Origin of the sequence: Frondihabitans sp. Leaf304 (genome assembly GCF_001423105.1) — a bacterium.
GTDB lineage: Bacteria > Actinomycetota > Actinomycetes > Actinomycetales > Microbacteriaceae > Frondihabitans.
Map to the genome: position 1 here is coordinate 314,850 of NZ_LMNV01000005.1, position 13,203 is coordinate 328,052.

Below are 13,203 nucleotides of genomic sequence, written 5' to 3' on the forward strand. Positions count from 1 at the left end.
GGACTGAACGAATGGCACTCGAAGGCATCACCGGCACGGTTACGACAAGCGTGCCCGCCTCCACCACCGCGACGTCCCGTGCGCCCAAGCAGTCGATGGACAGCGAGATGTTCCTGCAGCTGCTGGTCTCGCAGCTGAAGAACCAGGATCCCTCCAGCCCGATGGACACCAATGCCATGATCAGCCAGACCACTCAGCTGGCGATGATGGAGCAGGTCACCAACAACACGACCACCGGCAACGAGAACTTCTCGCTGCAGATGCGCATCTCGGCAGCGAACCTCGTCGGCAAGCAGGTCACCTACGACGACGGGACCGGCACGCAGGTGTCGGGCACGGCCTCGTCGGTCTCGTTCACGGGCACGGTTCCGACCGTCAGCGTCGGCGGCAAAGACATCCCGCTCGACTCGATCTCGGGCATCGTCGACAAGACCTCCGCGGCGGCCACCACGCCGTAGACCCTCTTCTCAGTCGCGAACGACGACCTCGACCAGCGACGCGCGACCGGCGGCCTCAGGGCCCCGGCGCCATAGACACCGAACACGACGGCTGCCACGGATGGCGACCGGCTTCACGGCCACGGAAGGCCGCACCACTTCACACTTCCTTCCTCCCTCTTTCTTCTCGAAAGGCATCCGCCATGCTCCGCTCGCTCTACTCCGGCATCGCCGGCCTCCGCGCACACCAGACCATGCTCGACGTCACCGGCAACAACATCGCCAACGTCAACACGGTCGGCTTCAAGGCCTCGTCGACGGTGTTCCAAGACACCCTGTCGCAGATCACCCACGGCGCCGGCGGCGCCCAGGAGGGCCTCGGCGGCACGAACCCGGCACAGGTCGGCCTCGGCGTGCAGGTCGCGGGCATCACCACCAACTTCTCGCAGGGTTCTGCTCAGGCCACCGGCAAGGCGACCGACCTGATGATCTCGGGCGACGGATTCTTCGTCACCCGCAACGGCAACGAGAGCGTCTACACCCGCGCCGGCTCGTTCGACTTCGACAGCCAGGGCCGCCTCACCACCACCGACGGCAAGATCGTCCAGGGTTACCCGGCGACCGACGGCGTCGTCAACACCAACGGCGGTCTCGCCGACATCATGCTCCCGGTCGGCGCGACGTCGGCCGCGCAGGAGACGACCACCGCGAAGGTCGCCGGCAACCTCCCGGGCGACGCGGCCAACGGCACCGTCATCACCCGCGACGTCGACATCTACGACAAGAAGGGCACGAAGCACACGCTGACGCTCGACTACACGAAGACCACGGCCGGGTGGAGCGTCGCCGGAACCGACGGACAGGGCAACACCGGCACCACGAACCTCGCCTTCGTCAACGGCAAGCAGACCACCTCCGGCTCGCTGACCGTCGGCGACATCACCGCCGACATGTCGAGCCTCACCGGCTTCGCCACCCTCTCGACCGCCGCGATCTCCGACGTCGATGGTCGCCAGGCCGGAACGCTGAACGGTTACACCATCTCGGCCGACGGAACCCTCATCGGATCCTTCTCGAATGGCACCACCTCGAAGCTCGGCCAGCTCGCCCTCGCCACCTTCACCAACCCCGCCGGCCTCGAGAAGGTCGGCAACTCCGGCTACGTCGTGTCGTCGAACTCGGGAGCACGCACCCTCGGCGCCCCCGGGCAGCCGGGCCGCGGCGCGCTCGCCGGCGGCACCCTCGAGATGTCGAACGTCGACCTGTCGCAGGAGTTCACCAACCTGATCGTCGCCCAGCGCGGCTTCCAGGCGAACGCCCGCATCATCACCACCTCCGACGAGGTGCTCCAGGAGCTCACGAACCTCAAGCGCTAGCCGCTTCCGCTTCGCCTGACACCGGTTTCAGTCGTCGACACCGCCCTTCGGTGGTGTCTTCGCCTGAAACCGGTGTTTTTGCGTTCCGACGAATTCGGTGCACGACCACCTAACGCACTCCCGCCCCCGGCCGATAGTGGGTAGTGAGCAGCACAGGACGTGCGCTCCCCGGAGCACGGATGCGCCGGGAGACACAGACCTAGGACGGGCCGATGATCGTCGTCACACGACTCAATGACAGTCAGTTCGCGATCAATCCCGACTTGATCGAGCGAATCCACGAAACCCCCGACACCACCCTCGTGATGGTGGACGGCGCGAAGTTCATCGTGACTGAGACGATGGCCGAGGTCATCGACCTGGTCGCCCGGTACCGCTCGCGCATCGTCGCACTCGCCTACGACGACCAGCCCGTCGCGCAGCCTGTCGCCCGCCAAGCCGCGCAGCCTGTCGCCCGCCCGGTCGCACAGGCCGCAGCCGCCAGGAGCTCCGCCACCCGCCCCGCCCTCGGCCTCGTGACCGCCGGCGCGTTCGAGCAGAACGGCGGTCGCTGACATGGATCCCGCACTCCTCATCGGCGCGGTTCTCGCGTTCGGCGCCCTCGTCGGCATGATGACGATCGAGCACGTCTCGATCACGTCGATCTTCTTGCCGGGGCCGCTGCTGCTGGTCTTCGGCACGACGCTCGGCGTCGGCATCGCCTCGGGCGCCCTCAAAGACGCCATCAACTCGTTCAAGATCATCCTCCCGTCGATCCTCGCCAAGAAGGCGAACCCGGCGAAGTCGATCGAGGAGCTCGTCTCCATCTCGGAGAAGGCCAGGGCCAACGGCCTCCTCGCTCTCGAGCAGGAGGCGGAGGGCGTCGACGACCCGTTCCTCAAGGGCGCGCTGCAGAGCGTGGCCGACGGCACCGACGCCGACGAGCTGCGCGAGCTGCTCGAAGACGAGATCCAGGGCCGTACGGCTCAGGCCCGTCAGGGCGCGAAGTTCTTCATGAGCATGGGCGGCTACGCCCCCACCGTCGGAATCATCGGCACAGTTGTCTCGCTCACCCACGTACTCGAGAACCTCTCCTCGCCCGACGAACTCGGCCCGCTGATCGCCTCGGCGTTCATCGCGACCCTCTGGGGCCTCATCAGCGCCAACCTGATGTGGCTGCCTCTGGCCGGCCGCGTCAAGCGCATGATGGAGCTCGAGGTCACCCGCATGACCCTGCTCATGGAGGGCGTCCTCGCCATACAGGAGGGCACGCAGCCCCGCCTCCTCGGTGCCCGCCTCCGCGCGATGGTGCCGAAGGTCGACCTGCCCGCCGAGGGCAAGACCGTCAAGTCGACCAAGGTCGGCGACAAGGAAGACATCGCGGCATGAGTGCCCGCCGCAAGAAGGCTCACGCCGAGGAGCACGGCGACGATCATCCCGACGAGCGCTGGATGGCCTCGTACATGGACATGATCACCGTGCTCATGTGCCTGTTCATCGTGCTGTTCGCGATGTCGAGCGTCGATGCCAACAAGTTCGCCGCCCTCAAGGAGTCGCTCGCCACCGGCTTCGGCCAGACCAAGTCCGAGACGGTCGATACCGCCTCCGGCACGATCGTCGAGGCCGCCGACGCCACCAAGGAGGGCGAGGGCTACTCCGCCTCCAAGACCGACGCCAAGACGGCGACGGCGGCGAGCGGCACCGACTCCACGAACAGCGATGCCGCAGGATCCGGCCAGGCCGCCGCAAAGGCCGCCGCCGCGGTCCCTCAGACCAAAGCTCAGCAGAAGGCCAACACGAAAGCCGCCACCGCCGAGGTCGACGACCTGACGGCGATCAAGAAGGCGATCGCCGCAAAGCTCGCGCAGAAGGGTCTGTCGAAAGACGTCGAGTTCGCGATCACCTCGCGTGGCCTCACCGTCCGGCTGGTCGGCTCAGAGACGTTCTTCGGCTCGAACTCGGCCGACCTCTCGGGCACCGCCAAGCGGGTGATGGACGCGATCGCACCGGTCTTGAAGACCGCGAGCCACAGTGTCTCGGTCGAGGGTCACGCTGACTCGCGAGCGTCGACGGCGCCGTATGCCACCAACTGGGAGCTCTCGGCGTCACGGGCCACCGCGGTGCTGCGCGACCTCGTCGAGCGCGGCGGGATGCCGGGCGAAAGGATCCAGTCGGTCGGCTTCGGATCCTCGAGGCCCCTCGCGAAGGGTGACTCGGACGCCGACCTGGCGAAGAACCGGCGCGTCGACATCGTGGTCCTCTCGAACCAGAAAGACGAGGTCAACGCCCTGATCCCGAAGATCGCAGCGGCCGAGGCGGCGGCCACGGGAGCCGCGCCCACGGCGTCGAAGACGACAGAGTCGACCACCGAGGAGAAGGCGACGTCCACCGAGGCCGAGGGCGGTCATTAGCTCACTCGGCGAGATAATTCACAATCGTGGCTAACGCCCGGCGCGGTCCGGCCGATAAGGGTTTACGTGACCCTCCTCGATCAGACCGCCCCGAGCGTGCTCAAGCCTGCGCCCACGCGCACCGGCTCCGCCCGCTCGATCGAGGTGTACGACTTCCGTCGACCGACGACGCTGGCCCGTGAGCACTCGCGCGTGCTCGAGCTCGGCTTCGAGACGTTCGCCCGCCAGTGGGGCACGCAGCTCACCGCCAAGGTGCGCGTGCTCTCGCAGGTCACCTGCGACCAGGTCGAGATGACGACCTACGACGACTTCGCCGCGTCGCTCCCGGCGACCACGGCGATGGTGCTGTGCCCCCTCGAGGGCGTCAGCGCGAAAGCCGTCATCCAGTTCTCGTCGGCGGCGGCCCTCGGCTGGGTCACCCACATGCTGGGCGGCAACACGCACGCGTCGACCGTGCTGCCCGAGCGCAAATTCACGCCCATCGAGCAGGCCCTCGTGCGCCGCCTGATGGACGACGCGCTCGAAGACCTCCGCTACTCGCTCGGATCCCTCCTGGTCACCCCGATCTCGGTGGGCGGATTCCAGTACAACTCGCAGTTCGCCCAGGCCGCCGCGAAGAGCGACCTCATGATCGTCGCCTCGTTCGAGATCCGCGTCGGCGAGCTCGCCACCCCGGCCACCCTCGCACTGCCCGCCGAGATCCTCCTCCCGCAGCTCGGCGAGACGAACCCGACCTCCACGGCGCAGAACTCCAGCGAGCTCATCGACGCCCAGCTGGCTTCCGTGCCGGTCGACGTCGCCCTGCAGTTCCTCCCGGCGCAGATGCGCCCGACCGCCGTCCTCGACCTCGCGGTCGGCGACCTCATCTCCCTGCCGCACCCCGCGCACCGCCCGCTCGACATGACCGTCGGCGGCATCTCCGTCGGTCGCGCGGCCGTCGGCGCCAACGGCTCGCGCCTCGCCGGCATCATCGTCACCACCGAAGAGAGACTCGCATGACCCCGACCGTCACCGCCCTGCACGCCAGCGCGGCGAAGGCCCTCGCCGGCCTCCTGCCCTCGAGCGTCCCGCTCACGACGCAGATCGTCCAGTCCGCCCCCTACGGCGCCCTCGCCGAGGCCGTCACCGCGACGTTCGTCGGCGACGTGTCGGCCGACTTCGCCCTCGTCCACACCGACGCCTCGGGTATCGCCCCGGCCGGCCTGAACGCCAGCGACCTGCTCCGTCCCGCTCTCGAGGGAGCCGCGAACGCCCTCGGCGCCGGCGTGCTCGGCGACGTCCGCCAGGAAGACGCACAGGCGCTCGCCGCCGACCCGGACAGCATCCTCTTCGAGCTCACCGACGCCGGTCGCCCGGCCGGCTGGTTCGTCGTGCGCATCCGCGAGTTCGGCGCCGTCAACCCGGGGCAAGGATCCGCAGCGGTCCCGTTCCAGGGATCGGTCGCCGACAAGCTCGGCCGCATCAACAACGTCGAGATGGCGTTGACCGTCGAGATCGGTCGCACCCGCATGTCGGTCCGCGACGTGCTCGGCCTCGAGCCCGGTGCCGTCATCGAGCTCGACCGCTCTGCGGGCGCCCCGGCCGACGTGCTCCTCAACGGCCGCCTCATCGCCCACGGCGAGGTCGTCGTCGTCGACCAGGACTACGCCGTCCGCATCACCCAGATCCTCGACCTCGCGGACGGGCAGAACTGACCCGTGGACACCCTCTTCCTGGCCCTTCGGGTCGTCATCTCCCTCGCCGCGGTGCTGGGCCTCCTCTGGGCTATCCAGAAGAAGGTCGCCACCAAGACGGGTCGTGGCGCGAAGCAGGCCAAGCACGTCACCGTGGTCGCCCGCCAGGGCATCTCGGGCAAGGCGTCCGTCGCGGTCGTCGACGTCGAGGGTGTCCGCTACGTCCTGGGCGTGACCGAGCAGTCGGTCAGCGTCATCGGGTCGACCGTGGCGCCGGTCGACGCGACGGTCACGGCGATCTCGGCGGCTCCGGCCGCGGGGAGTGCATTCGCTGCGGTGCTCGAGCAGACGCCGGCGCCGATCGCGGTGCAGCCGGATCCTGAGCCCGTCGTATTGAGTCCGCGGCGGGCCGCCCGCGCCGCCGCCGCAACGCCGGTCGCCGCCTCGCCGATCGCCGGTTCGATTCTCTCCGCCAGCACCTGGAAGCAGGCGGCGGCAGCCATGCGAACGCAGAAGAGGGCATGACGCCCCCGCCCCTCCGCCGCTCCTCGTGGGCCGCGGCTCCGTTCGGCGCGCCCGCCGTCGTCCTTTTCGGCACTCCTCGCCGCCGCCCGGCCAGCCTGGCCGAGGCCCTCCGCCTCGGCTTCGAGCACTCGCTCGCCGGCCGGCTGGTCGGAGCAGCCAAGCCCGCCGCGCTCACGAGCCGTGTCGTCACCGCCCGCGACCGCCGCGAGCGCCTCGCCCGTGTGCTGCGCGTCGTCGCCATCGTGATCGCCGTCCTCGCCCTCGTCGTCGGCATCCTGCTGATCACCGCGAACGCGGGCCATGCCGCGCCGGTCGAGCCGACCGCGCCCGTCACCCCGACCACGCCGACCGCCCCGGCGACGACCGGCACCGGCGGCATGTCGGTCAACATCAACGGCCCCGACGGCACGCCCTCCTCCGCCGTCGTCACGCTGCTCGGCCTGACGCTGCTCAGCGTCGCCCCCGCGCTGCTGCTGATGATGACGAGCTTCACCAAGATCTTCGTCGTGCTCGCGATGACGCGGAACGCCCTCAGCCTCCAGTCGATCCCGCCGAACCAGGTCATCGCGGGCCTCGCGCTCTTTCTCAGCCTGTTCATCATGGGGCCGGTGCTGATCCACATCAACGACCTCGCGCTGCAGCCCTACCTGAGCGGCAAGATCGACTTCCAGAAGGCGATCGAGCTCGCCGAGGGGCCGCTCCGCACCTTCATGACGGCGCACACCCGTGAAGAAGACATCGCGCTGATGACCCGGGCCGCAAAGAAGGCCAACCCGGAGAACATCCAGTCGGTGCCGATGCTCACCCTCATCCCGTCGTTCATGATCTCGGAGCTCCGCGCCGCTTTCATCATCGGCTTCGTGATCTTCCTGCCGTTCCTCGTGATCGACCTCGTCGTGTCGGCCGCCCTGATGTCGATGGGCATGATGATGCTCCCGCCGGTGATGATCTCGCTGCCGTTCAAGATCCTCCTGTTCGTGCTCGTCGATGGCTGGGGCCTCATCATCAAGAGCCTGATCGAGAGCTACAACTGATGAACACCACCGGAGTCCTCGACATCGGCGTGCAGGCCCTGCTCGTCGCCGGCAAGCTCGCCGCGCCCGTGCTCATCACGGCGCTCGTGGTCGGGTTCGCGATCTCGCTGCTGCAGTCGATCACCCAGATCCAGGAGCCGACGCTCGCGTTCGTGCCGAAGGCCATCGCCGTCGCCATCGCCCTCGTCGTCTGCGGCAACTGGATGATCTCGACCATGGTGAGCTTCACCACGGCGCTGTTCGACCGGATCCCCGGTCTGCTCGGCGGTGGCTGATGGGCATCGACTTCTCGATGGGCGCGGTCGAGGCGATCATGCTCGCCGGCGTGCGCATGGTGGCGTTCCTCGTCATCGCCCCGCCGTTCTCCTACAAGGCCATTCCGGCGCGCGTGAAGGCGATGCTGTCGGTCGGTCTCGCCATCGCGGTTTCCCCGGCGGTCGTCCCCGGCTACCAGCTGCAGACGACGGGATCCTTCTTCGTCTCACTGGTGCTCGAGGTCGTCGCCGGGGCCGTCCTCGGCTTCCTGGTGTGGCTCGTCTTCGCGGCCGTCCAGGCGGCCGGCAGCGCGGTCGACCTCTTCGGCGGGTTCCAGCTCGCCATGGGCTACGACCCCGGCTCGCAGGTCAACGGCGCTCAGTTCACCCGCCTCTTCCAGATGACCGCCCTCGTGCTGATGTTCACCTCGGGCGGCTACCAGCTGATCATCGGCGGCCTCACCCGCACCTTCGACGCCATCCCCGTCGGCGTCGGCCTCGATCTCGCCCACCCCGTGCAGCTGCTGGTGTCGACCACCACGCAGATGTTCCTCTCCACCCTGCAGATCGCGGGGCCGCTCATCGTGGTGCTCTTCCTCGCCGATGCCGGCCTCGGCCTGCTCACTCGCGTGGCCCCGGCCCTGAATGCGTTCCAGCTCGGCTACCCGCTCAAGATCATGATCACGCTCGGCCTCGCCGGCATGGTCTTCGTCGCTCTTCCGCAGATCGTCAACAGCCTCTCGAAGCAGGCCGTCGACGCGATGATGGGGGCGGTGAGCTGATGGCCGACGACAGCGGCGAAAAGACAGAGGACGCCACCGAGAAGCGGATGAAGGAGGTCCACGACAAGGGCCAACTCTCCAAATCGACCGACCTGAGCGCGTGGGTCGGCGTCGGCGCGGCCGTCATCGCCATCCCCGGCGCGATCGACCGCTCGACCGTCGCGGGCCTCCACCAGCTCATGACCCTGCAGGACGTCATCGACGACCCGACGCCCGCGCGCGCCACCGCCGCCATGATGGACGCCTTCTCGTCGATCGGCGGGATCGTAGCCCCGATGCTCGCCATCGTCGGCATCGCGGTGCTCGTCACCGCCGTCGTCCAGGGCGGTATCCACTTCAAGAAGTCGATCATGAAGTTCGAGCACTTCAACCTGCTCGCAGGCATCAAGAACATGTTCGGCCTGCAGGCGCTCTGGCAGGGAGCCAAGGTGCTCCTCAAGACCGGCGTCGTCGCGCTCGTGCTCTGGATGGTCATCCAGAACCTCATGCCCGTGCTCATGACGGCCAACCTTCCGCTGGCGTCGCTGATGTCGGCCGCCGGCGGGGGAGTGTCGTCGCTCGTCGTCGCCGCGGTCGTCGCCGGTCTCGCGCTCGGTGGCCTCGACATGATCGTGGTCATGCGTCGCAACCGGAAGAAGACGCGCATGACCAAGAAAGAGATCAAAGACGAGAGCAAGTCGCAGGACGGCGATCCGCTGATCAAGCAGCAGCGTCGCTCGCGGGCCCTTGCCATGAGCCGCAACCGGATGATGTCGACCATCGCCGACGCCGACGTTGTCATGATCAACCCGACGCACGTCGCCGTCGCCCTGAAGTACGAGCCGGGACGATCCGCGCCCCGGGTCGTGGCGAAGGGCTCCGGCGAGGTCGCCCGCCGCATCCGCGAGAAGGCCGAGGCCGAGGGCGTGCCCATGGTCAAAGACATCCCGCTCGCCCGGGCCCTCCACGCCGCCTGCGAGCTGAACGACGAGATCCCGGTCGACCTCTACTCGCCCGTGGCCCGCGTTCTCACTTTCGTCATGGCCCTCAAGGCACGAGGATCCCGCGCAGCGCACGGCGTCCACACCATGCCGGGCGGCACCATCGCCGCCGCACCCGAACCTCCCGCAGCAGCACCCACCACCCTCGTTGGAGCCACCTCGTGAAGAATTTGCCGAAACTCGCAGTCCCGGTCGGCGTCGTCGGCATCGTGATGCTGCTCGTCGTCCCGGTGCCGAGCATCCTGCTCGACGTGCTGATCATCGTGAACATCCTGCTCGCGCTGGTGATCCTGCTCACGACGATGTTCGTGAAGAAGCCGATGGACTTCTCGGTGTTCCCGTCGCTGCTGCTCATCGCGACGCTCTTCCGTCTCGGCCTGAACGTCGCGTCGACCCGCCTCGTGCTCAGCCAGGGCTTCGCCGGCGACGTCATCCAGGCGTTCGGCCACGTCGCCGTCGCTGGCAGCGTCATCATCGGCGCCGTCATCTTCCTGATCCTCGTGGTCATCCAGTTCGTCGTCGTCACGAAGGGCGCCGAGCGCGTCGCCGAGGTCGGCGCGCGCTTCACCCTCGACGCGATGCCCGGCAAGCAGATGGCGATCGACGCCGACCTCAACGCCGGCCTCATCACCGACGAGATCGCCAAGCAGCGCCGGGCCGAGGTCGCCGGCGAGGCCGACTTCTACGGCGCGATGGACGGCGCCTCGAAGTTTGTGAAGGGCGACGCGATCGCCGGGATCCTGATCATCATCATCAACCTCATCGGCGGCATCGCGATGGGTGTCACCACGGGCGGTCTCGCCATCGGCGACGCCGTGCAGAAGTACGGCATCCTCACCATCGGCGACGGTCTCGTCACCCAGATCCCCGCGCTGCTCATGGCCGTCTCGACCGGCATGATCGTCACCCGCTCGAACGCCGAGTCGGACCTCGGCTCGACGGCGTCGACCCAGCTCACCCAGTCGCGCGTCGCGATCACCATCGCCGGCGTCGCAGCCCTCGCCATGGCGTTCATCCCCGGCATGCCGAAGATCCCCTTCATCATCGTCGGCGTCATGCTGCTCGTCATCGGTCAGCGCATCAAGGCCCGCACCGCCGCCGAGCAGGCCAGCGCCGAGCTCGCCGCGCAGACCGCGGCGATCGCGCCCGCCGAGACGACCGACGACCTGCTCGAGCAGATGCGCGTGCACGCCCTCGAGATCCAGCTCGCCCCCGACCTCGTCGACATGGTCTCGGGCGCCTCCGACGACCTCCTCGGCCGCGTCAAGGCGCTGCGCCGCAAGATCGCGATGGAGCTCGGAGTCGTCGTGCCGCCGGTGCGCACCCGCGACAGCGTCGAGCTGCCGCCGTCGACCTACGCCATCCGGATCGCCGGTGTCGAGGCGGGCCGGGGCATCGCTCCCGCCGGCAAAGTGCTCGCTCTCGGCGACTACCTCGACGCGCTCCCCGGCGTCTCGACCGTCGAGCCGGTCTTCGGCCTCGCCGGCAAGTGGATCCCCGCCGAGATGCGGCACTCCGCCGAGATGACCGGCGCGACCGTGATCGACCGCGTCTCGGTGCTCGTCACCCACCTGTCGTCGATGATCTCCGACAACGCGGCTCGCCTGCTCAGCCGCGAAGACGTGCGCGTGCTGGTCGAGGGTGTGAAGACGGTCAACGCGCCGGCGGTCGACGAGCTCATCCCGTCGATGCTGAGCATGGCCGAACTGCAGCGCGTGCTCCAGGGCCTCCTGCAGGAGCAGATCCCCATCAACGACCTCGGCCGCATCTGCGAGGCGCTGACCCTCCGCGCCAAGGTGTCGAGCGACCCCGAGGGTCTGATCGAGGCGGCTCGGGCGGCGCTCGGCCCGGCGCTCGCCGCCCAGTACCTCGACGGCGCCATCCTCCGCGTCATCATGATCGACCCCGTGCTCGAGCAGTCACTGCTCGAGGGGCTGCGTCCGTCCGAGAACGGCACCCAGATCCTCCTCGACGCGAACCGCATCGAGATGATCCTCGGGTCGCTCAAGGCGCAGGTGCAGAACGTCGAGGCCTCGGGGCTCTCGGCCGTGCTGGTCTGCGCGCCGGCCCTCCGCCCCGCGATCCGCCGTCTCGTCTCGGCCCAGACCGGCGGTCTGCCGGTCCTGTCGTACCAGGAGGCCACGGCCGGCCACGTCACGATCGAGACCGTCGGCGTCGTGCGCGGCGCCGACTCGCTCGCGGCCTGACCGGTGGGCTTCCGGGGTCGCGGAGGTCGTGAGAGGCTGACTCCATGACCGGCCAGCGCATCGTCCTGAAGGGCAAGACCCTCGACGAGATCGCCGCTCGCGTCCGCAGCGAGCACGGCCCGAGGGCCCGGATCGTCGCGGCCGAACGGGTCACCTCGGGCGGTCTCGGCATCGCCGGGCTGTTCTCGAAGCGCTACGTCGAGGCGACCGTCGAGCTTCCCGAGCGCGGCCGCCGGGCGGCACCGGCGAAGGATCCAGCCCGACCCCTCACCGGCCCCGACGCCGAGCGCGCTTTCACGCCGACCCCGGCCCAGCGCGTCGGGCTCGCCGCTCTGCTGGCCGACGCCGAAGAGGCCGAGGAGGGTTTCGCTCAGGAGTCCGCGTCGGGCTCCTCGGCGGGCACGGGTGCGCCCGCCGCTGCCGGGTCGCCCGCGTTCGCCGCTCCCGAGCCAGCGGTCTCGACCCGGTCGGGAGCATTCGCCGACCTCATGGACGATCTCGCCTTCAACGGCGTCGCCCCCGCGATCACGGAGCCGAGCGCTCCCGCCGGGCCGGCCCCGTCGGATCCTCTGTTCGCCGTTCCGATCAGGCCCGCGCCGACCGGCCGCGGTCGTCGCGCCGCCGCTGCTGCCGCGGGCCCGCTCGCCCCGTCGCTGCTCGAGGGCCCGGGCGACCTCGTGGTCGTCGTCGGCGAGCGCCCCGACACGTCCGCCACCGTCCAGGCGATGGCCGAGGGGTCGAGCCGCACCAGGGCGGCGGTGCGGGTGGCCGGCACCTGCGCCGACGGCCGATTCGTCGCCGTCTCGGATCGTCGGGGTGCCCTCGACGCGCGCGCCTCCGGGGTCGAGCTCGACCGGGCCACCCTCGTCGCGGTGGGGTGGGATTCCCGCGCCGCCGACATCGTCCGCGATCTGGCGCCCGATCAGATCTGGGTCGTCGTCGACGCCGCCCGCAAACACGCCGACACCGAGCGGTTCGTCGCCCAGGTCACGGCCGTCATCGACGCTGACGGTCTCGCCGTGACGGGGATCGCCGAGACGTCGAGCCCCGACACGGTGCGCGCGCTCGGCCTGCCGGTCGGGTGGGCCGACGCTTAGCTGCTGCCGGGCTCCTTTGCCTGGTCGCTCCGCCGCACGGTGTCGTACGGACTGCCGCTCGTGCCGCGGCACGTCGCTCCGTCCGCACGGCGTCTTGCGGCAGCGCCCCGCGCCGGTAGTCTTGCGGGATGCTGGTGCTTACGCGCAAGGTCGGGGAGAGGATCCTCATCGGTGACGACATCGTCCTCACCATCCTCGATTCCCGTGGCGACGGCATCCGCGTCGGCATCGACGCCCCCCGCGGCATCAAGGTGCAGCGCGAAGAGGTCGTCCGGGCGGTGACCGAGGCCAACGCCGAGGCGGCCGCGGCCTCTGACGACGCCGAGGCGCGCCTGCTCGACCTGCTGGGCGACAAGCCGGCCCCCGACGCTCCGCCCGCGCCTGACTCGAAGTAGCCCCGCCTCTCCTTCGAATTCGAAGGAGAAACCTCGCTCGGCCGCCGAACTCT

General features: G+C 69.2%; 15 protein-coding genes. All 15 read left to right on the top strand.

Annotated features, from left to right (window positions below; genetic code table 11):
• The first annotated feature begins 11 nt into the window (after positions 1-11).
• Positions 12-458 (top strand): flagellar hook assembly protein FlgD, encoded by a 447-nt coding sequence (locus ASF54_RS14935; protein WP_055964859.1) that lies wholly within the window; start codon positions 12-14, stop codon positions 456-458.
• Between the two features lie 182 nt (positions 459-640).
• Positions 641-1,813 (top strand): flagellar hook protein FlgE, encoded by a 1,173-nt coding sequence (locus ASF54_RS14940; RefSeq protein WP_055964861.1) that lies wholly within the window; start codon positions 641-643, stop codon positions 1,811-1,813.
• A gap of 212 nt (positions 1,814-2,025) precedes the next feature.
• Positions 2,026-2,367, top strand: a complete 342-nt coding sequence (locus ASF54_RS16210; protein ID WP_084816335.1) for a flagellar FlbD family protein — start codon at positions 2,026-2,028, stop codon at positions 2,365-2,367.
• Between the two features lies 1 nt (position 2,368).
• The gene (locus ASF54_RS14950) at positions 2,369-3,181 is read left to right on the top strand and encodes a motility protein A (RefSeq protein ID WP_055964863.1); all 813 of its coding nucleotides are present in this window, start codon (positions 2,369-2,371) and stop codon (positions 3,179-3,181) included.
• Positions 3,178-4,203: an OmpA/MotB family protein gene (locus ASF54_RS14955; RefSeq protein WP_084816336.1), complete on the top strand. Its 1,026-nt coding sequence runs from the start codon at positions 3,178-3,180 to the stop codon at positions 4,201-4,203. Before ASF54_RS14950 ends, ASF54_RS14955 begins: the two co-directional genes overlap by 4 nt.
• A gap of 66 nt (positions 4,204-4,269) precedes the next feature.
• Positions 4,270-5,202 carry a flagellar motor switch protein FliM gene (locus ASF54_RS14960; RefSeq protein WP_233572919.1) on the top strand — a complete coding sequence of 311 codons (933 nt, stop codon included), beginning with the start codon at positions 4,270-4,272 and terminating at the stop codon, positions 5,200-5,202.
• The gene (gene fliN / locus ASF54_RS14965; RefSeq protein ID WP_055964866.1) at positions 5,199-5,897 is read left to right on the top strand and encodes a flagellar motor switch protein FliN; all 699 of its coding nucleotides are present in this window, start codon (positions 5,199-5,201) and stop codon (positions 5,895-5,897) included. Before ASF54_RS14960 ends, fliN begins: the two co-directional genes overlap by 4 nt.
• A 3-nt stretch (positions 5,898-5,900) precedes the next feature.
• Entirely contained in the window at positions 5,901-6,401 is a 501-nt protein-coding gene (locus ASF54_RS14970; RefSeq protein WP_055964869.1) for a FliO/MopB family protein, read from the top strand.
• Positions 6,398-7,435, top strand: a complete 1,038-nt coding sequence (fliP, locus tag ASF54_RS14975) for a flagellar type III secretion system pore protein FliP (protein ID WP_084816337.1) — start codon at positions 6,398-6,400, stop codon at positions 7,433-7,435. Before ASF54_RS14970 ends, fliP begins: the two co-directional genes overlap by 4 nt.
• The gene (fliQ, locus tag ASF54_RS14980) at positions 7,435-7,710 is read left to right on the top strand and encodes a flagellar biosynthesis protein FliQ (RefSeq protein ID WP_055964871.1); all 276 of its coding nucleotides are present in this window, start codon (positions 7,435-7,437) and stop codon (positions 7,708-7,710) included. Before fliP ends, fliQ begins: the two co-directional genes overlap by 1 nt.
• Positions 7,710-8,471 (top strand): flagellar biosynthetic protein FliR, encoded by a 762-nt coding sequence (locus ASF54_RS14985; protein WP_055964873.1) that lies wholly within the window; start codon positions 7,710-7,712, stop codon positions 8,469-8,471. Before fliQ ends, ASF54_RS14985 begins: the two co-directional genes overlap by 1 nt.
• Positions 8,471-9,616, top strand: a complete 1,146-nt coding sequence (locus ASF54_RS14990) for an EscU/YscU/HrcU family type III secretion system export apparatus switch protein (protein WP_055964874.1) — start codon at positions 8,471-8,473, stop codon at positions 9,614-9,616. Before ASF54_RS14985 ends, ASF54_RS14990 begins: the two co-directional genes overlap by 1 nt.
• A 47-nt stretch (positions 9,617-9,663) precedes the next feature.
• Positions 9,664-11,658, top strand: a complete 1,995-nt coding sequence (locus tag ASF54_RS14995) for a flagellar biosynthesis protein FlhA (RefSeq protein WP_233573023.1) — start codon at positions 9,664-9,666, stop codon at positions 11,656-11,658.
• Positions 11,659-11,702: 44 nt separating this feature from the next.
• Positions 11,703-12,755: a hypothetical protein gene (locus ASF54_RS15000; RefSeq protein ID WP_055964880.1), complete on the top strand. Its 1,053-nt coding sequence runs from the start codon at positions 11,703-11,705 to the stop codon at positions 12,753-12,755.
• Between the two features lie 128 nt (positions 12,756-12,883).
• The gene (gene csrA / locus ASF54_RS15005) at positions 12,884-13,150 is read left to right on the top strand and encodes a carbon storage regulator CsrA (RefSeq protein WP_055964882.1); all 267 of its coding nucleotides are present in this window, start codon (positions 12,884-12,886) and stop codon (positions 13,148-13,150) included.
• The last annotated feature ends 53 nt before the right edge of the window (positions 13,151-13,203 follow it).